Raw genomic sequence first — 19,489 nt, 5'->3', positions numbered from 1 at the left:
GGTCTCATCTTAACTTAACAAAAAATAACTATATTAAAAAAATAATTACTAAGCAAATTTAATATAAATAATCTGTTATGTAAAAATATATTTTATTAACTACAATATATTAAAATCTGCCCATCAAAAGATGGGCAGATAATATTTTAGAACTTACTTAAGTTCTACAGTTGCACCAGCTTCTTCTAATTTTTCTTTCATTTCTTCAGCTTCTTCTTTGCCAATACCTTCTTTTACATTACCTGGTGCTTCATCAACAACAGCTTTAGCATCTTTTAAGCCAAGTCCAGTTAATTCTCTAACAGCTTTAATTACATTAATCTTCTTAGCGCCAATATCTGCTAGGAATACATCAAACTCAGTCTGCTCTTCTTCAGCTTCGCCACCACCGGCGCCGCCACCTGCAACTGCTACTGGAGCTGCTGCGCTAACACCAAACTTCTCTTCTAATTCCTCAACTAATTCTGCTAATTCCAACACTGACATATTTTCAATTGCTTCAATAAGTTCTTCTTTATTCATTTTAATTTCCTCCTTATTATTGTGCTTCCTTTTGTTCTCTTATTTGATTTAATGTTCTTACCAGTCCAGAAATATTTCCATCCAATACTCTTACTAATCCTGTTATAGGTGACTTCATATTAGCTAATAACTGGGCTAATAGTGTTTCTCTATCAGGTATTTCAGCGAGAGCTTTAACCCTCTCAGCATTCATAATCTTTTTATTTAATACTCCTGCTTTAATTTCCAATACCTCATGATCTTTTGCAAAATCAACTAATACTTTTGCCGGTGAAACAGCATCTTCCATTCCAAATGCAATAGCAGTTGGTCCAGTTAAAAACTCTTTCATCTCTTCCATATCAGACTCATCAGCAGCAATTGAAGCTAAAGTATTCTTTACTACTCTAAATTCAACCCCCTGATCTCGAAGTTGACTTCTAAGCTCAGTCATTTCAGCCACATCGAGCCCAAGATAATCAGCGATCACCATAGACTTTGACTGATTAATTTTATCTTTAATTTCAGCTACAGCCTCTTTTTTCTCAGGCCTTACCATATCTGCACCCCCTTTTATATAATTTCATTAATTAATTTCAGAATTTAAAAAACCTCCTGAAATAGACAACAGGAGGCATAAAATAGGCATAAAACCCTATTTAAATAAATCCCCTCGGCAGGATATTAAGCCTAACCAGGCTCCTGCTGTCTTCGGTTAAAATATTTATTTTTAAAAATCAAAAACTCTTTATCTGCCAATCAATGTCATAACTGAAGAAGGCTCAATTCTAACACCTGGACCCATAGTACTTGAAACTGTTACAGTCCTTAAATATCTACCCTTTGCTGCTGCAGGCCTCTCTCTAACCAGGGTATCTAATAGAGTCTTAAAGTTTTCTACAAGATCTTCATTATCAAATGAAGCCTTGCCGAATGGAACATGAATAACTCCATTCTTATCTACTCTATATTCTAATTTACCTGCTTTAAATTCTTTGATTGACTGTTCCAGATCAAAAGTAACAGTACCTGCTTTAGGATTAGGCATTAAACCTTTTGGTCCTAAAATACGTCCAAGCTTTCCAACTACACTCATCATATCAGGTGTAGCTATTGCCAAATCAAAATCTAACCAGCCATCTTCAATCTTTTCTGCCAGATCCTCAGCACCTACAAAATCAGCCCCGGCTTCCTCTGCCTCTCTTGCCTTTTCACCTTTGGCAAAAACAAGAAGAGTAACATCTTTACCGGTTCCATTAGGTAGTACTACTGTACCTCTAACATTCTGATCAGCATGTTTAGGGTTTACTCCTAAATTAGCGGCCACTTCCAGAGTTTCATCGAAATTTGCAGAAGCTAAATCTTTAGCAATACCTATTGCTTCTTTAGCTTCATATTTCTTTTCTCTCTCATATTTTTCAACTGCTTCTAAATAACGTTTGCTTCTATTACTCATAATTTTTCCTCCTCTAAGTGGTAATAACGGATTAAATCCTATCCTCCCACAGAATAAAACGAAATTACTTCTTGACTGTAACTCCCATACTTCTTGCTGTTCCAGCTATCATACTTATAGCAGCATCCATATCAGCTGCATTTAAATCTTCCATCTTAATTTCAGCAATTTTTTGTAAATCATCTCTGCTGATGCTACCGACTTTATTAACATCTGGCTCACCTGATCCAGATTCAAGTCCAATAGCTTCCTTAATCAAAACAGCTGCAGGTGGAGTTTTAGTAATAAAGTCAAAACTTCTATCAGCGTAAACTGTAATTTCTACCGGGATTAAAGTCCCTTGATTGTCAGATGTTTTTGCATTAAATGACTTACAAAATTCCATTATATTTACTCCATGCTGACCTAAAGCAGGTCCAACTGGTGGTGCAGGATTAGCCTGACCTCCAGGAATTTGTAATTTAATTTTACCAATTACTTTTTTAGCCATTGTCTTACCTCCTTTCTAAATCATAAAATTTATTCTTTTTCAAACTGAGAAAGTTCAAGCTCCATTGGTGTCTCTCTTCCAAATATATCAACCAGAACCTTAGCCTTTCTCTGTTCAGGATAGACCTCATCAACTATTCCTGTATTATCTTTAAATGGTCCTTCAGTTATAATAACCTGATCTCCAGGATCAATATCAATCTTTAACTCTGGTTTTTTCATACCCATATTACCTAAAATGTCTTCTATTTCTTCAGGTTGTAAAGGTAATGGTTTAGTTCCGCTACTAACAAAGCCTGTTACACCTGGGGTATTTCTTACAACATACCAGGACTCATCACTCATATCCATCTGGATCAAAACATAACCAGGAAAAATCTTCTTCTTGACAACTTTGTCTTCTCCCTTTTTCCGTTCCAGTCTCTCTTCAGTAGGCACAATAATCTTAAAAATTCTATCTTCCATTCCTGTACTGGCAATTCTTTTCTCTAAATTAGCCTTAACCTTCTGTTCATGACCAGAATAAGTATGAATCACATACCAATTTTTATTTTCATCTTTAATTTCGTCAGATAATGACATAATCAGGGACTAAGTAACAGCCCCACACCTCCTCAAGCTTTGAAACCTAAATTTTATAAGAAAAAAGGAGTTAAAACACCAGATAAAACTACATCAACCACTCCAACAAAAGCAATCAAAACTGTTACAGTTATTAAAACTACAACTGTATTAGATGATAATTCTTGTTTGTTAGGCCAGTTAGTCTTTTTCATTTCATTTTTTACCTGCTTAAAAAATTTAGTTATTTTACTTACTATTCCAGGATTATCTTTGGCCATCAAAAACTCACCTCTCTCCTCTATATCAAAGATAGATTAATTACTTAGTCTCTTTGTGAACAGTATGCTCTTTATCATGCGGACAGTATTTTTTAATCTCCAATCTATCTTTAGTATTCTTTTTATTTTTAGTACTAGAATAATTTCTGTTTTTACATTTCGTACATTCTAAAGTAATAATCTCCCTCATTGCTGCCACCTCCTTGTATAAACTTCTTATTATACAACAACAGGAGAAGTTTATTCCCTAACCTTAATCAATTTATCATATTTATTAGCAAATGTCAAAGAATTTAAAGAAAACATGTGCATTATTTCTGCACATGTTTTCTAAAAAAGCATTTAGCTTTTAAAGTAACTTACTCAATAATATCTGTTACAACACCAGCACCAACAGTATGGCCACCCTCACGGATAGCAAATCTTAGTCCTTCTTCCATCGCTATCGGAGTAATTAGTTCGCCTTCCATCTCAATGTTATCTCCTGGCATTACCATTTCTACTCCTTCTGGTAACCTAATATTTCCTGTCACATCTGTTGTCCGGAAGAAAAACTGTGGTCTATATCCATCAAAAAATGGTGTATGTCTTCCACCCTCATCTTTTGATAATACATAAACTTCAGCCTTAAATCTAGTGTGAGGTGTTATACTTCCTGGCTCAGCTAATACCTGGCCTCTTTCAATCTCATCTCTTTTTACACCTCTTAATAATGCTCCTATATTATCTCCTGCTACTGCCTCATCAAGTAGCTTACGGAACATCTCTACTCCTGTTACTACTGTCTCTGTTGTCTCTTTTATTCCTATAATCTCCACTTCATCTCCTGGATGCAGTGTTCCTCTCTCTACACGTCCGGTAGCTACTGTTCCTCTACCAGTTATGCTAAAGACATCTTCTATAGGCATTATAAATGCTTTGTCTTTATCTCTTTTTGGCTCTGGTATATAAGAATCAACATGCTCCATCAATTCTATAATCTTCTTACCCCATTCACCATCAGGATCGCTACTCTCCATTGCTTTTAAAGCTGATCCTACTACCACAGGTATATCGTCTCCTGGGAAGTCATACTCATTTAATAAATCTCTTACTTCCATCTCTACTAACTCTATTAACTCTTCATCTTCTACCATGTCTGCTTTGTTTAAAAATACTACTATACTTGGTACACCTACCTGACGGGCTAATAAAATATGCTCTCTTGTCTGAGGCATTGGACCGTCTGCTGCTGATACTACCAAAATAGCTCCATCCATCTGTGCTGCACCTGTAATCATATTCTTTACATAGTCAGCATGTCCTGGACAATCAACATGGGCATAGTGTCTTTCCTCTGTCTCATACTCAACATGGGATGTCGCTATTGTTATCCCACGCTCTTTTTCCTCTGGAGCATTATCTATTGTATCAAATGCTCTAACCTCTGCACCACCATAATTTGCCAGTACAGATGTGATTGCTGCTGTTAATGTTGTCTTCCCATGATCAACATGTCCTATTGTTCCTATGTTAATATGGGGCTTCGTTCTCTCAAACTTTTCCTTTGCCATTCTTTCTCATCCTCCCTTTGATTAATCATTTTATATTTATAATGTTTATATTTCTGCTAATATAATTAGCAGATAAAATACTTATTTTAAATATTATGTTTTTCTAAAAAATCCTCTAGTTTCCTTTTGACTCTCTGTAAAGCATTATCTACAGATTTAACATGTTTATCTAATTCTTCAGCTATAGCCTGATAAGACTTTCCTTTAAGATATTCCTGTAAAACATCAAACTCTAAATCACTGAGCATCTCATAAATCTTATCTTCAATTAGTTCATATGTTTCTTTACTTATAAATAATTGTTCAGGGTTAGTAAGTTTACTCCCTTTAAGAATATCCAGTAAAGTCCTATCGGATTCTTCATCATAAATAGGTTTATTTAATGAAATATAGGAATTAAGGGGCTGATGTTTCTGCCGTGTTGCAGCCTTAATTGCGGTTATTATCTGCCTGGTTATGCACAGTTCGGCAAAAGCTCTAAATGATGCTAATCTTTCAATTCTATAATCTCTAATAGCTTTATATAATCCAATCATGCCTTCTTGAACAATATCTTCCCTATCAGCACCTACTAAAAAATAAGAGCGCGATTTAGCCAGGACAAAATTCTTATATCTTTTGATAAGTACTTCTTCTGCTACAGAGTTACCATTATCATGAATCACTTCGATTAATTTATCATCTGCCATTTCAGTATAATCATCATAATCAAGCTTCTTCTGTGCATTCATTTCCAACAGGCACCCCTCCCTTATACAATTAATATTATACTTGTTAAAATTTTTTTAGTCAAGCTTAATTTTTCTCTGTCTGACTGTTTCGTAAATTAATATACCTGCTGCAACCGAAGCATTTAATGAACCAGGGTTCTCAGTCACAGGAATTGAGACCAAAAAATCGCAGTTTTCTTTAACCAGTCTCCTGAGACCGGAGCCTTCATTTCCTATAACAATACCAATAGCTCCAGTAAAATCTGCTTCAAAATATTGCTGCTTGCCTTCCATATCAGCCCCGGCAATCCAGACTCCCTTAGACTTTAGATCTTCAATAGCTCTATTTAAATTTTTAACCTTTATTAATGGAATATGTTCAGCAGCCCCTGAACTAGCCTTTAAGACTATTGCTGATAGATCACAAAATCTATTTTCATGAAAAATAACTCCATCAAATCCTGCTGACTGTGCCGTTCTTATTAAAGCTCCAAAATTATGCGGATCTTGAATCTGGTCTAAAATTAAAAATCTGGGCTTATTTAATAAAAAACCATTACTTTGAGGTGCTTTTTCTAAAAATTCTTCAAGTGAATATAATTTAATATCTTCAGCAAGAGCAACAATACCTTGATGATTATCTATTTCTGCTATTCTATTAATTTCTATAGCAGAAACTTCTTTCAGTTTAATTCCCTCTTTTTTTGCAAGTTTTTTAATATCATTAAGTCTACCTGAGTCTAGGTTTTCTTGAATAATTATTTCATGGATATTTCTTCCCCCAATCATTGCTTCAATTACAGGATTTTTCCCAATTATTTTAGCCATTATTATCACCATTTATATTATCAAGGTTCTCTATCCTTCCGCAACTTAAATCGCCTTCCGGGCAAACACCCTTTGCTTCACAATCAGCCCCTGCTTTCGAAAATAATAATGGTGCAACAGACTTTACCTGCTCCAGCATATCTCTGGCAATTTCTCTTATTTCCCATTGAGCCCTGGCACAGCATCTAAGAGAAAATAGATGATATAGAGACCTTGCATTATAAGAAGCAATCAGATTCGTCTTAACTGCAGGTAGAACAAACCTTGCATCTTCTGGAGGAATGCCTTGATCCAGTAACTCATTATAAGTTTCTCTACTTCTTTCATAATGATCTTTAAAAACTTTAACTGCTTCCGAACCTTTGTTTTTGATTTTTGGGGGGATTATAAAATCAAAATTATCCTCTTTAACATATCTTTGAGATCTCTGACTATAAGAAACACCTACCCTTTGTCTAACCAATTGATGACTGGTAACTCTGCTACAAACTATATGAAAAGAGAAAAATGTATGCTCTAAAGTCGAATAATGACCTAAATCCAAAATCTTTTTAATCAGAGCTTCTTTTTTCTCTTTACTTAAGCTTTCTCGAATTTCTTTATTACCCTTTTCAGAATAACAGAGCCTGGCTGCAACAGCTACATTCATCTCCGGGTCTTCAGTATAATCAATCAATTCAACCGATGGTTCAACTATCATTGCTCTCATCTCCAGTATATTCCCATACAGTTCCTCTAGGGGTATCCTTCAATCTTATATTGATTTTATCTAAATCATCTCTAATTTTGTCAGCCAGTTCATAATAATTATTATCTCTAGCTTTTTCTCTAGCTTCAATTAATATATCCATTATCTTCCCAAATTTCTCTCTATCTTCAAAACCTGATAAATCAGGTTCTAATTCAAGACCTAAAATATCTGCAAAAGTTCTAAATAGTCTTCTTGCTTCCTTCAAAATTAATATATTATTATCATTTGGCTTAAATTCAGGAGAATTAATAAAACTATTTATTTCTTTAGATAAACTATGGAGTACAGAAATAGCTTTAGCTGTATTAAAATCATCATCCATAGCTTCTTCAAACTCTGTTCTATGGCTTTTGATAACATCAATAAAATCTTCCTGAATAAAATCATTATCCCTGTTTTTCTTATAATTATCAATAACTTTATCAAGCTGGCTTAAAGTTGAAATCAACCTCTTTAAACTTTTGATAGAATTTTTTAATTCTTCAATCGAGAAATTTATTGGACTTCGATAATGTTTTGTTAAAATATAATATCTTATTTGGTCAGAAGAAAAATCTTCTAAAAGATCTTTGGTCCAATAAGTATTACCAATTGATTTTGACATCTTTTCACCAGACATATCAACTGTACCATTGTGGAGCCAGTATTTCACAAAAGGTTTTTCACCAGAATAAGCTTCAGACTGGGCTATTTCATTCTCATGATGAGGAAATACTAAATCAGTTCCTCCTCCATGAATATCAATTGCTCCACCTAGATACTTCATAGACATTGCTGAACACTCTATATGCCAGCCTGGCCAACCTTTGCCCCATGGGCTATCCCAATTCGGCTCATCTTCATACTTTTTCCAGAGTGCAAAGTCCATTGGATGCTTTTTGTTCTGATCAACATCTACCCTGGAACCAGCCTCCATCTCATCAATATTCCGACCTGATAGCTTACCATAATCATCGAAGCTTTCTACACTAAAATACACATTACCTTCAGACTCATAAGCATGGCCCTTTGCTATTAAAGTTTCGATCATTTCAATTATTTTATTTACATTATCAGATACCCTGCAAAATTCATCAGGCATTTCAACATTTAAATTCTTCAAGTCATTTATATAAGCTTTAGAATATTTATCAGCAAGTTCCATAGGGGCCATCTCTTCTTCTTCAGCCCTTTTTACAATTTTTTCATTTATATCAGTAAAGTTTTGTATATAACTTACATCATAACCTTTATGCCTTAAATATCTTCTTATAACATCATAATTTATAGCTCCACGAACATGGCCTATATGTGAGTAATTTTGCACAGTTAACCCACATACATACATTTTGACTTCCCCAGGTTCCTGGGTTGTGAACTCCTCTTTTTGACCGGTAATGGTATTATAAACTTTCAATGTATACCTCCTACTTTATCTAAATCAACTAGCAACTAGTTCAAGGGATTTATTTAACCTATTTATAATTTCTTCTTTCCCCATAATCTCTGAAAAACTAACTAAGTCAGGTCCAGAACCTCTACCAGTTAAGGCTACTCGAAGAGGATGATAAAACTTTCTACCTCCAACACCTGTCTCTTTTCTAACCTTATTAAAAACTGAACTGATATTGTCACTTGAAAAATGATCAAGTGCTCCCAGTTCTTCAATCAAACCATTTAAAACCTCTTTTACTTCAGGATCATTTATTTCATTTTTAGCATTCTCAATATCTTCAAATTCAAGACCAGTAAAAAATAATTCAGCTTCAGATGGTAACTGTTCTAAATAATCTAAGCCATCTCTGGTTAAATCTAATATCTTTAATAAGCGATTTTTTTCAATATCATTTTTAGATTCAATATAACCAGCCTCTATTAAATAAGGAGTCGCAAGTTCATAAAGCCTATCCAGATCCATATCCTGGATATATTGATTATTCATCCAATTTAATTTCTCAATATCGAAAACTGCACCACTTTTATTAACTCTAGTTAAATCAAACTTTTTGATAATCTCATCTTTATTCATAATTTCTTTCTCATCACCAGGAGACCAGCCTAATAAAGCCAGAAAATTAAATAGTGCCTCAGGTAGATAACCCTTTCTTCTAAACTCTCCAACATAAACTGCATCATCATCAGATCTTTTCTTTAATTTAGCTTTATCTTCATCTAAAATCAATGGTAAATGAGCAAATTTTGGTAGATCAAAGTCAAGAGCTTTATAAATCATGATCTGCTTTGGAGTATTGGATAGATGATCTTCTCCTCTAATGACCTGAGATATTTTCATTAATGCATCATCAATAACTACAGCAAAATTATAAGTAGCCATACCATCTGATTTTTTAATTACAAAATCATCAAATTCTTCACTATTAAATTCAACCCTGCCTCGAATTAAATCATCAACAACAATCTTTTCATTTGTTTGAGGCATTTTAAATCTAACAACAAAATCATCTGTATCCTTATCTTCAGCATATCTACAACGACCATCATAATGTGGTATTTCTCCAGCCGCTTTCTGTTTTTCTCTCATTTCATCTAACTCTTCCTGGCTACAGTAACATTTATAAGCTTTATTTTCTTCTAATAATTGATTTATATATTGAGTATATAAATCTTTCCTTTCTGATTGCCTATAGGGGCCATACTCTCCACCTACTCCAACACCTTCATCAACATCTAAGCCTAACCAATTTAGTTCTTGAATTATAACATCTTCAAACTCTTTTGTTGATCTTTCAGCGTCAGTATCTTCTAATCTCAACACTAATTCACCATTATTTTTCCTTGCCCAGATCCAATTAAAAAGGGCAGTACGTATATTACCAACATGAATTTTTCCTGTAGGACTGGGTGGAAATCTTAATCTCATATTAGACATTATAAATTAATCACTCCTAAATATATATTATCATAGATTATATTACACTGGTGCCAACTGTTAATTGCTCTGTTCCATCCACTAAAGCATGGCCAAACTTACCAAAAATAGCTACAGTCACATATTCTTTTCCTCTAACAATTGCAATCTTAAATCCGCCACCAAGACCAGGATTTATTAATGAAAGCTGACTATAAGCATCTTTAACTGCATTAGAAACAGCCATTTTCTCTCTTGGATTCTCGTCAATAACTTCCCTGGCTATAGCAGCAACAGTGCTACTTTCTCTCAATTTAATTGGCAATTTCTCTGCACTTGCACCTGTCTGGGTAATAGCACCCTTATAACCATATCCTCTTATTTTATCAAGCCAGTACTCTTCATATTCTCTACTTCTAGTCATTGATAAATAAATAGCTGCACTTTCAGGTGTTATTTTACTTTTATCCATATCAATATCTTCTTTATCCTGCCTTACATATCCCTCAACTATGTCCTGAGCTGTAATAATCCCAACCAATTTTCCATTTGAGAATACAGGCAAACCACCTATCTGGTGATCAGAAATAAGCTGAGATGCTTCTTTAACAGTTGCCTCTTGATTAATTTTTATTAAATCTCGAGAAACAAGTGGCGAAATGCTTGCTTGCAAATCTTCTTTTTCCATGAAATCACCATCTGTTATAATTCCAACTACTTTATCATTATCATCTGTAACTATTAATCGACCTATTTTATTAATAGCCAATAATCTTTCTGCTTCAAGTAAAGTAGAATTCTGATTTATTGTTATTGGATTTTTAGTCATTATATCTTTTACTAACATTAATTTCACACCCCTATTTATTATTTAAATTTAAAGTATAATCATTTAATCAAAGTTATTGCCTGACAGGCAATTCCTTCGACTCTACCAACAAAACCTAATTTTTCTGTTGTTGTAGCTTTAATATTAACCTGTTCTTCATTAATTTTCAATACTTTTGAAATATTATTTTTCATTTTTTCTTTATATCCTGATAATTTTGGCTTTTCAGCTATGATTGTAGTATCTATGTTAATTATTTTATAATCATTTTCTTTTAACAATCTAGCAGTTTCTTCTAAAAGTTCCAGGCTAGAAATATTTAAATATTTCTCATCACCTGGCGGGAAATGATCACCAATATCTCCAAGGCCAGCCGCTCCTAAAATAGAATCAATTATAGAATGAATTAAAACATCTGCATCTGAATAGCCTGCCAGACCAAACTTAAAATCTATTTTGCAGCCACCTATTATTAGAGAGGTCCCTTTGCTAAATTTATGAACATCATAACCAGTTCCGATTCTCAAATTACTCAAGCCCCCTCTTATCCAGTATATGACTTGCTTTATATAAATCCTCTTTAGTTGTTATTTTGAAATTATTATAATCGCCTTCCACAATCTTAACAGGTTCACCTATATTTTCTACCATCAGTGAATCATCATATATTTTCCCTTCAATATTTTCAACTTTCTCATAGGCTTCTTTTATTATTTTATAAGAAAAAGCCTGGGGAGTCTGAACAGCAACTAAACTATCTCTATCCAGAGTATTTACCACCAGGCTATTATTTTTCACTTTTATTGTATCTTTAACAGATACCGCAGGAATAACTGCATTAAAATCATTTAATGCAGTTATTAATCTATTTAATAAATCCTCGTCTACAAAAGGACGAGCACCATCATGTATAAAAACATAATCTGTTAAATCATTTAAACTATTTATTCCATTTTGAATAGTTTCTACTCTAGAGTGACCTCCAGGTAATACATGAATATTAACTTCTTTATCAAAATATAAATCCGGTATAATATGATTTTTAGTATAATTAATATCTTTTTTATTAACCATAACATAAATATCAGAAAATAAAATATTAACATCTAAAAAAGAATTTAATGTATGCCATAATAAAGGCTTATTATGGATTGGTATGTTTTGTTTTCTTCTGTCCATTTTCATTCTACTGCCCTTGCCAGCAGATGCAATTATTAATGATAAGTTCATAATATCCCTCAATCTTTTAATTTAGCAAAGATCATTCTGCCTGCAGCTGTCTGTAAAATACTGGTCACTAAAACAGACACTTCTTCACCTATATATTTTATTCCCTCATCAACAACAATCATAGTACCATCATCTAAATAACCAATACCCTGGCCATCTTCTTTGCCTTCTTTTATTACTCTTACATCCATTTCTTCACCAGGTAAAACTACTGGCTTAACTGCATTTGCAAGTTCATTAATATTTAAAACTCTAACACCCTGCAAATCAGCAACTTTATTCAAATTATAATCATTAGTAACTATAATTCCAGACATGATTTTAGCAAGTTTTACTAACTTACTGTCAACTTCTACTATCTCCTCAAAGTCCTTATTTATAATTTCAACATTTATTCCATCATCTTTTTGCATCTGTTTTAAAATATCAAGGCCACGTCGCCCTCTGTTTCTTTTTAAAACATCTGAAGAATCAGCAATATGTCTCAATTCTTCCAAAATAAATTCAGGAATTATTAATGACCCCTCTACAAAACCTGTCTTACAAATATCTGCAATCCTACCATCAATAATTACACTGGTATCTAAAATCTTATTTGCAGACAGATCTGTTTTTTCATTATAATTATTTGATAGATTTTTACTCTGGGCAAATAAAAAGTCAGCAATTAGCTTTTCTTTATTAAGGGCTAAAGAAAAGCCTAGATATGCAGAAACAACATTTATAACAATCTGTAGAGGCATTCCCAGCCTGGGAATCTTCGGAATTGAAAATGCAAAATTTATTAATGCACCAAATATTAAACCAATTACTAAACCTATTATTCCAACAATAATTTTTTCCCAGGTTAGCCCTTTGAATTTCTTTTCAAAACTAAGGAAATAATTTAATATTTTTTCTACTATAATTGCAAAAACAAAAAAGCCGACTAAACCGCCAGCTATTATTCCAATAAACTGTGTGCTTGTAAATATATCATTCAAATTATTAAATTCAAAGGATAACTCATGAGAAATTCCTAATATAACAACTAAATTATAACCTATAATCGCCCCGGCAATTGTCAAAATAAATCTTATTACTTTTTTAAACACAAATACATTCCCCCCCCTTCTTATATTTTATATTTTCACTACTCCTCTTCTTCTATATGGGGGTTATTATCAAAGGCATTATCAATAATGTCTATAACTTCTTCTTCATCCATATCTTTAGCCAGTACAAGCTCACTTATTAAAATTTGTCTGGCGTTGCTAAGCATTTTCTTCTCTCCTGTAGATAAACCCTTTTCTTCATCTCTAATTGTTAGATCTCTAACGACTCCCCCTACTTCATAAATATCTCCAGTCTTTAACTTTTCCATATTAGCTCTGTATCTTCTATTCCAATTTTGAGACATTTTGCTTTTGTCTCCTTTTAGAAGTGCTAAAATTTGATCAGCTTCTTCTTCATCAATTATTCCTCTAACTCCTATTTCATCAATCCTATCAATAGGAATCATTACTCTCATATCTCCTATTGGTAATTCCATAATATAATACTGTTTTTCATCTCCTAAAATTTCTTTAGTTTCAATTCCAATAATAGTTCCTGCCCCATGATTAGGATAAACAATCTTATCTCCTATCTCAAATCTCAAATAGATCAGCTCCCTTTATTTATAGGCATAAAAGTCCTAAGATAATCTTATCATCTAAAAATATTACTGTCAATCAACTGTATTTATTAAATATGTCTATCTAAAAGAACCTGGTCCCTTAACCTTCTCAGGCCTTCCCTTATAGATCTAGCCCTAACTTCTCCAATTCCATCAACATCATCTAATTCATCAGAAGTAGCATTTATTACTGCTTCAAGATTTTCAAATTCATCAATTAAATTTTCAATAACTGGCATTGGTAGTCTTGGAATTTTTCTGAGCAACCTGTATCCTTTAGGAGATATAGATAAATCCATAGAATTAACACTGCCACCAAGACCAAGGGCTTTACTAATTGTTCCAGTAGCAAGCATTTCATCGGAAGACCAGTCAGTTAATTCATCTAATAACTCTTCTGCATCAGGCTCCTCATCTTCATAGTCAATATAATCCCTTATTAAAAGAATTGTCTCCTGTCTAACATTAGTTACCAATTCTTCCAACTGCATTTTTACTAATCTACCCTCTGAGCCCAATTCAGTAATATATTTTTCAATCTCATTTTGAATTTTAAGAACCATTTCAGCTCTTTGAATTACAGTCACTACATCAGCTATAGTCACTAAATCCTCAAACTCAAGGGCGCTAAGATTAGTCAAAGACTGATCCAAAACAGATCTATACTTATCCAGTGTTTGGACTGCCTGATTTGCTTTAGATAAAACAACTCGTATATCCTCTAAAACCCTTTTAGAATTATCTTTATATAGAGTTATAACATCACGCCTTTGAGAAATAGAAACAACTAATTCTCCAGTCTGTTTAGCAACTCTTTCTGCTGTTCTATGTCTTGTTCCTGTCTCCTGTGAAGATATATTATAGTCAGGTACTAATTGAGCATTTGCAATTAGAATTTTATCAGCCTGTTTATTTAATATTATTGCCCCATCCATTTTTGCTAACTCATATAATCTAGCAGGAGTAAGATCTGCATTAATATTGAAGCCACCATCAACAGTACTCATTATTTCTTCATTATCTCCTACTACAATTAAACCACCTGTTTTAGCTCTCAGAATATTTTCTAAGCCTTCTCTAAAAACTGTACCAGGTGCAATTATATGTAGAGCATCATACATTATATCATCGCCTCTATCCATTTGGCCACCTCCTTAGTTAAAAGTTATTTTTAATAAGCTTAAACAACTCATTCACATTAGAAATAGGATGTAAATCAACTTTCTCAAATCTATTACCTTTTATATTTCCTTTAGGCAAAACTATTTGACTAAAGTCCATTTTTTTTGCTTCTTTAATCCTGTTATTATCAGCCTGTACAGACCTAACTTCACCACTCAAACCTATTTCCCCAAAAAATACTGCATTTGAAGGGATATCATAATCTAAATAACTTGAAATTATGGCAGCTGCTAAAGCTAAATCTAAAGCAGGCTCTTTAACATTTAAACCACCAACTATATTGAAATGAGCATCTCTTTCAGAAAGATTTAATCCTAGCCTTTTTTCTAAAACTGCTAAGATCAAATTTGCTCTTCCTCTATCAATTCCTGAAGCAATTCTTTGTGGATTACCATAACTGCTTGGGGCAACTAATGCCTGGAGCTCGACTAATATAACTCTATTCCCTTCTGAAATAGGAACAACAGTAGACCCAGATGAATTTATTGGTCGTTCTCTCAAAAACAGGTTTGAAGGATTCTCAACTTCACATAAACCATCTCCATCCATTGAAAAAACGCCAACCTCTTCAACTGACCCAAATCTATTTTTATGCCCCTTTAATAATCTATAATTATTACTTTCTCCACTTAAATATAAAACTGTATCTACCATATGCTCCATTAATTTAGGACCTGCTATTTGTCCTTTTTTAGTAACATGACCAATAATAATCACTGGAACATTCTCTCTTTTTGCAAAACTCATAAAAGAAGAAGTCACTTCTCTAATTTGAACAGTACTCCCAGGAGACGAATCGTATTGGGAGTCGTATATTGTCTGAATTGAATCAGCTATTACAAGGTCATAGGTAGAGCTATTTAAGTGCTCATGAATACTATTTATATCGGTTATAGACATTATATAAATATTTTCATTAAAAGCATTAAGCCTTTTTGCTCTAATTGAAATTTGATTTGCAGATTCTTCGCCAGAAATATATAAAATTTTATTATTATTTTTTGCTAGCTTATGAGCTATCTGCAAAGTTAATGTTGACTTACCTATTCCAGGTTCTCCACCTAACAAAACTAAAGAACCTTTTACTAATCCTCCCCCTAAAACCCTATCAACCTCATTAATATTAACTGAAATCCTCTCATCATCTGTCTCAATAGACTCCTCAATTAAAGGTTTAACAGTAATATCCCTGGAAATATTTTCAGTATTTTTTTTGCTTTTATTTTCCATATATTCAACAAAAGTGTTCCAGCTATCACAGCTGGAACACTTTCCCATCCAGTTAGAAGATTTATAGCCGCATTCAGTACATTTATAATACTTTTTTGGTTTAGCCAATAGACAAATCACCTACTTGAATATTTTACATTTTATTTAATTATTATCATAATAATTATACCATTTTTAAGCTTGTCTTACAAGATTGTATTTATTACTACACTAACAATCTATTTAGTAAATACTAGATTATTATCTTTATCAGTTTCTACTTTAATCTTGTCACCATCTACATACTCCCCAGAGATCAACTTCTCAGAAAGTGGAGTTTCAATTAACTTTTGAATTGATCTTCTTAAAGGTCTAGCTCCATAGTCCGGATCATATCCATCATCAGCTAATTTACCTTTAGCTTCTTCTGATAACTCGATTTCAAGGTTCTTTTCTGATAACCTCTCCTCAAGATCTTCTAACATTAATTCAACTATACTCTTAATTTCTTCTTTGCTTAGTGAATGGAAAACTATAGTTTCATCTAACCTGTTAATAAACTCAGGTCTAAATGTCTTTCTTAAATCTTCCATAACCTTTTCTTTCATAGCTTCATATTCTTTTTGTCTCTCATTTTTCCCTGCCTTAAAGCCTAAAGAAGCTTGACTATTAATCATATTTGCACCAACATTAGATGTCATTATAATAACTGCATTATTAAAATCAACATTTCTACCATGGGAATCAGTTAAAACACCATCTTCTAATATCTGCAAGAGCATATTAAATACATCAGGATGAGCTTTTTCTATTTCATCAAATAATATTACTGAATATGGTTTTCTTCTTACAGGTTCTGTTAACTGTCCCCCATCATCATAACCAACATACCCAGGAGGAGAACCTACCATCCTCGAAACTGAATGTTTTTCCATATATTCAGACATATCGAGCCTAATCATAGCATCTTCATCATCAAACATAGCTTCAGCTAAAGCACGTGCAAGCTCAGTTTTACCAACCCCAGTTGGCCCTAAAAACATAAATGAACCTATAGGCCTCTTCGGTGGCTTTAAGCCTGAACGAGCCCTTCTAATAGCTTGTGATACAGATTTAATAGCTTCATCCTGTCCAATAACCCTTTCATGGAGTTTATCCTCTAATTTTAATAGACGTGACTTTTCTTTTTCTTCAAGCTTCTCAACAGGGATACCTGTCCAACTTGATACTATCGATGCAATGTCTTCAGGAGAAACACTGGTATCATTTGAATCTTTTTCTGCTTCCCATTTATCTTTTAAATCCTGATATTTATTCTCTAATTCTTTTTCCTTATCTCTTAGTCTGGCCGCCTTTTCAAATTCTTGATTTTCAACAGCCGACTCTTTTTCTTTATTAATTTCATCGAGTTGTCGATTTATCTCTTTAAATTCATCTGGTCTAATATTATTACTTAATCTGACTTTTGAAGCAGCTTCATCAATCAAATCAATCGCTTTATCAGGCAAAAATCTATCCTGAATATATCTATCAGATAATTTTACTGCAGAAACAATAGACTCATCAGTAATATGAACTCTATGATGAGCTTCATAAGAGTCCCTTAATCCTTTTAAAATATCTATAGATTCTTCAACTGTATTCTCATCAATCATAATAGATTGAAAGCGTCTTTCTAATGCAGCATCTTTTTCAAAGTACTTTCTATACTCATCTAAAGTAGTAGCACCAATTGTTTGTATCTCGCCTCTTGCTAAAGCTGGTTTTAAAATATTAGCAGCATCAATTGCTCCTTCTGCAGCTCCAGCTCCTATTAAAGTATGAAGTTCATCAATAAATAATAATACATCACCACTTTTTTGAATGTCATTCATCACTGACTTTAATCTTTTTTCAAATTCACCTCTATATTTAGTTCCAGCAACCATTGCACTCAAATCTAAAGAAATAACTCTCTTATTCAATAAAAGCTCAGGAACTTCTTCTTTATTAATCCTTTCAGCAAGCCCTTCTACAATTGCCGTTTTACCAACTCCTGGTTCTCCAATTAAAACCGGGTTATTTTTTGTTCTTCTACTTAAAACTTGAATAACCCTTTGAATCTCCTTATCTCTACCGATCACAGGATCTAATTTCCCCTCTTTATCAAGAGCAGTTAAATCACGACTATATTCATCTAAATTAGGAGTTCCTCCTTTGCCTTCAGATACTACAGCAGAACGAGACTTATTTCCTCCAATAATATCTAATATATCATCTCTGATATCGTCTAGATTCCCACCTAATTGAGTAATAATGTTTATGCCAACACCTTCACCTTCTCTAATTAATGCAAGTAAAATATGCTCAGTTCCAATATAATTATGATCTAATTTTCTTGCCTCATCCATAGAAAGATTTAAAATCTTTTTTGTTCTAGGTGTTAAACCAATCGATTTAATTGAGTCTTTTTTCTGGTTTCCTTCACCTATAATATTCTTAACTTTCTTTCTTACTTTATCAAGTGTAATATCCAGATCATTCAAAATAGAACCTGCTATTCCATCTTCTTCTCTAATTAAACCTAACAAAATGTGCTCGGTTCCAATATAATTGTGTTTTAAAGATCTTGCTTCTTCTTCAGCATATTTCAGTACTTTTCTTGCTCTTTCAGTAAATCTATCAAACATGTAAGCCACCTCCAATAATAATATAAAATTAATCCAGTTCTGATTTCAAAATAACTTCAAGCATTGATTTCATAAGATTTCCTCTTAAGTGATTTCTAAGAGGTTTATCTACCTTTAAAGACTTTTTATGAAAAACAGTTTCCATCAATTCCTTTTCTCGATCATTGATAATATTATTATCATATAGTCTATCAATTATTCCTTCTGCTTCTTTTTTAGTAAGAGGTTGATCGACTCTAGCTAAAAGTTTTCTTAGTAAATCATCTGTAGATTCAATAGAAATTTTTATTATCCTTATAAATCCACTTCCCCCTCTTCTACTCTCAACTATATAACCTTTTTCAGATGTAAAGCGAGTATTAAGAACATAATTTATTTGAGAAGGAGCACAATCAAATTCATCAGCCAACCTATTTCTTTTTATTTTAATTTTACCCTGATATTCATTAATTAAATCATTCAAATACTTTTCAATCTCATCAGATAAGTTTCCCATATTCAACCCTCCAAATATCAGGTTTGACTTTCATTGACCTTTAATTATATCATAACTCTTTTTAATACTCAATTGCAAGTATAATTAACACTAAATAAATCAAATTTTTATGCTTATATTCAGTCTAACTAAATATAATACAAATTTACTCAACATTTTTGTTAAAAACAAAAAATCTCTGCAGGATGCAGAGATAATAAAAGATATAGGAATATAGGTCACACCTTCAAAGATGCATG

At 32.9% G+C, this 19,489-nt stretch carries 22 protein-coding genes and 1 other annotated feature; all 22 genes read right to left on the bottom strand.

The annotated features are described in order from the left end of the window. Nucleotides 1-153: 153 nt before the first annotated feature. Nucleotides 154-522, bottom strand: a complete 369-nt coding sequence (gene rplL / locus I0Q91_RS13080) for a 50S ribosomal protein L7/L12 (RefSeq protein ID WP_270455078.1) — start codon at nucleotides 520-522, stop codon at nucleotides 154-156. A 16-nt stretch (nucleotides 523-538) separates the two neighbouring features. Further along, complete coding sequence (rplJ, locus tag I0Q91_RS13075; RefSeq protein WP_270455077.1) at nucleotides 539-1,060, bottom strand: 50S ribosomal protein L10; 522 nt, start codon at nucleotides 1,058-1,060, stop codon at nucleotides 539-541. Nucleotides 1,061-1,097: 37 nt separating this feature from the next. Next, nucleotides 1,098-1,234 (bottom strand) — a sequence feature (ribosomal protein L10 leader region). A 15-nt stretch (nucleotides 1,235-1,249) separates the two neighbouring features. Further along, the gene (gene rplA / locus I0Q91_RS13070) at nucleotides 1,250-1,957 is read right to left on the bottom strand and encodes a 50S ribosomal protein L1 (RefSeq protein ID WP_270455076.1); all 708 of its coding nucleotides are present in this window, start codon (nucleotides 1,955-1,957) and stop codon (nucleotides 1,250-1,252) included. Between the two features lie 64 nt (nucleotides 1,958-2,021). Next, nucleotides 2,022-2,447 (bottom strand): 50S ribosomal protein L11, encoded by a 426-nt coding sequence (gene rplK / locus I0Q91_RS13065; protein WP_270455074.1) that lies wholly within the window; start codon nucleotides 2,445-2,447, stop codon nucleotides 2,022-2,024. A 29-nt stretch (nucleotides 2,448-2,476) separates the two neighbouring features. After that, nucleotides 2,477-3,028, bottom strand: a complete 552-nt coding sequence (gene nusG, locus I0Q91_RS13060; RefSeq protein WP_282550627.1) for a transcription termination/antitermination protein NusG — start codon at nucleotides 3,026-3,028, stop codon at nucleotides 2,477-2,479. A gap of 53 nt (nucleotides 3,029-3,081) precedes the next feature. Further along, the gene (gene secE, locus I0Q91_RS13055; protein WP_270455073.1) at nucleotides 3,082-3,288 is read right to left on the bottom strand and encodes a preprotein translocase subunit SecE; all 207 of its coding nucleotides are present in this window, start codon (nucleotides 3,286-3,288) and stop codon (nucleotides 3,082-3,084) included. Between the two features lie 40 nt (nucleotides 3,289-3,328). After that, nucleotides 3,329-3,478, bottom strand: a complete 150-nt coding sequence (gene rpmG, locus I0Q91_RS13050) for a 50S ribosomal protein L33 (protein ID WP_270455072.1) — start codon at nucleotides 3,476-3,478, stop codon at nucleotides 3,329-3,331. Between the two features lie 169 nt (nucleotides 3,479-3,647). Next, nucleotides 3,648-4,841 (bottom strand): elongation factor Tu, encoded by a 1,194-nt coding sequence (tuf, locus tag I0Q91_RS13045; RefSeq protein ID WP_270455071.1) that lies wholly within the window; start codon nucleotides 4,839-4,841, stop codon nucleotides 3,648-3,650. Nucleotides 4,842-4,927: 86 nt separating this feature from the next. Next, nucleotides 4,928-5,578: an RNA polymerase sporulation sigma factor SigH gene (sigH, locus tag I0Q91_RS13040; protein WP_270455070.1), complete on the bottom strand. Its 651-nt coding sequence runs from the start codon at nucleotides 5,576-5,578 to the stop codon at nucleotides 4,928-4,930. Nucleotides 5,579-5,626: 48 nt separating this feature from the next. Continuing rightward, a complete protein-coding gene (gene rlmB, locus I0Q91_RS13035) occupies nucleotides 5,627-6,379 on the bottom strand; it encodes a 23S rRNA (guanosine(2251)-2'-O)-methyltransferase RlmB (RefSeq protein WP_270455069.1) in 753 nt (250 codons plus the stop codon). Beyond that, a complete protein-coding gene (gene thyX / locus I0Q91_RS13030; RefSeq protein WP_270455067.1) occupies nucleotides 6,372-7,079 on the bottom strand; it encodes an FAD-dependent thymidylate synthase in 708 nt (235 codons plus the stop codon). Before thyX ends, rlmB begins: the two co-directional genes overlap by 8 nt. Further along, nucleotides 7,069-8,526: a cysteine--tRNA ligase gene (gene cysS / locus I0Q91_RS13025; RefSeq protein WP_270455066.1), complete on the bottom strand. Its 1,458-nt coding sequence runs from the start codon at nucleotides 8,524-8,526 to the stop codon at nucleotides 7,069-7,071. The genes thyX and cysS overlap by 11 nt, the downstream gene beginning before the upstream one ends. A 24-nt stretch (nucleotides 8,527-8,550) precedes the next feature. Beyond that, nucleotides 8,551-9,999, bottom strand: a complete 1,449-nt coding sequence (gene gltX, locus I0Q91_RS13020; protein WP_270455065.1) for a glutamate--tRNA ligase — start codon at nucleotides 9,997-9,999, stop codon at nucleotides 8,551-8,553. Nucleotides 10,000-10,036: 37 nt separating this feature from the next. After that, nucleotides 10,037-10,825: a HutP family protein gene (locus I0Q91_RS13015; protein ID WP_270455063.1), complete on the bottom strand. Its 789-nt coding sequence runs from the start codon at nucleotides 10,823-10,825 to the stop codon at nucleotides 10,037-10,039. A gap of 41 nt (nucleotides 10,826-10,866) precedes the next feature. After that, a complete protein-coding gene (gene ispF / locus I0Q91_RS13010; protein ID WP_345790994.1) occupies nucleotides 10,867-11,334 on the bottom strand; it encodes a 2-C-methyl-D-erythritol 2,4-cyclodiphosphate synthase in 468 nt (155 codons plus the stop codon). Nucleotide 11,335: 1 nt separating this feature from the next. Then, complete coding sequence (gene ispD / locus I0Q91_RS13005) at nucleotides 11,336-12,037, bottom strand: 2-C-methyl-D-erythritol 4-phosphate cytidylyltransferase (RefSeq protein WP_270455058.1); 702 nt, start codon at nucleotides 12,035-12,037, stop codon at nucleotides 11,336-11,338. A gap of 8 nt (nucleotides 12,038-12,045) precedes the next feature. Next, nucleotides 12,046-13,131, bottom strand: coding sequence for a TRAM domain-containing protein (locus I0Q91_RS13000; RefSeq protein WP_270455056.1), 1,086 nt, complete (start codon nucleotides 13,129-13,131; stop codon nucleotides 12,046-12,048). 38 nt (nucleotides 13,132-13,169) lie between these two features. Beyond that, nucleotides 13,170-13,676, bottom strand: coding sequence for a CarD family transcriptional regulator (locus I0Q91_RS12995; protein ID WP_270455055.1), 507 nt, complete (start codon nucleotides 13,674-13,676; stop codon nucleotides 13,170-13,172). A gap of 86 nt (nucleotides 13,677-13,762) precedes the next feature. Beyond that, nucleotides 13,763-14,836, bottom strand: a complete 1,074-nt coding sequence (disA, locus tag I0Q91_RS12990; protein WP_270455054.1) for a DNA integrity scanning diadenylate cyclase DisA — start codon at nucleotides 14,834-14,836, stop codon at nucleotides 13,763-13,765. 16 nt (nucleotides 14,837-14,852) lie between these two features. After that, a complete protein-coding gene (radA, locus tag I0Q91_RS12985; RefSeq protein WP_270455053.1) occupies nucleotides 14,853-16,214 on the bottom strand; it encodes a DNA repair protein RadA in 1,362 nt (453 codons plus the stop codon). A 110-nt stretch (nucleotides 16,215-16,324) separates the two neighbouring features. Beyond that, a complete protein-coding gene (locus I0Q91_RS12980) occupies nucleotides 16,325-18,754 on the bottom strand; it encodes an ATP-dependent Clp protease ATP-binding subunit (RefSeq protein WP_270455052.1) in 2,430 nt (809 codons plus the stop codon). A 28-nt stretch (nucleotides 18,755-18,782) separates the two neighbouring features. Next, nucleotides 18,783-19,250, bottom strand: a complete 468-nt coding sequence (locus I0Q91_RS12975; protein WP_270455051.1) for a CtsR family transcriptional regulator — start codon at nucleotides 19,248-19,250, stop codon at nucleotides 18,783-18,785. Nucleotides 19,251-19,489 lie beyond the last annotated feature (239 nt).

Source organism: Halonatronomonas betaini (assembly GCF_015666175.1).
Lineage (GTDB): Bacteria > Bacillota > Halanaerobiia > Halanaerobiales > Halarsenatibacteraceae > Halonatronomonas > Halonatronomonas betaini.
Note: the sequence above shows the minus strand (reverse complement) of the source record. Positions and strands in the feature narration are given on the sequence as shown.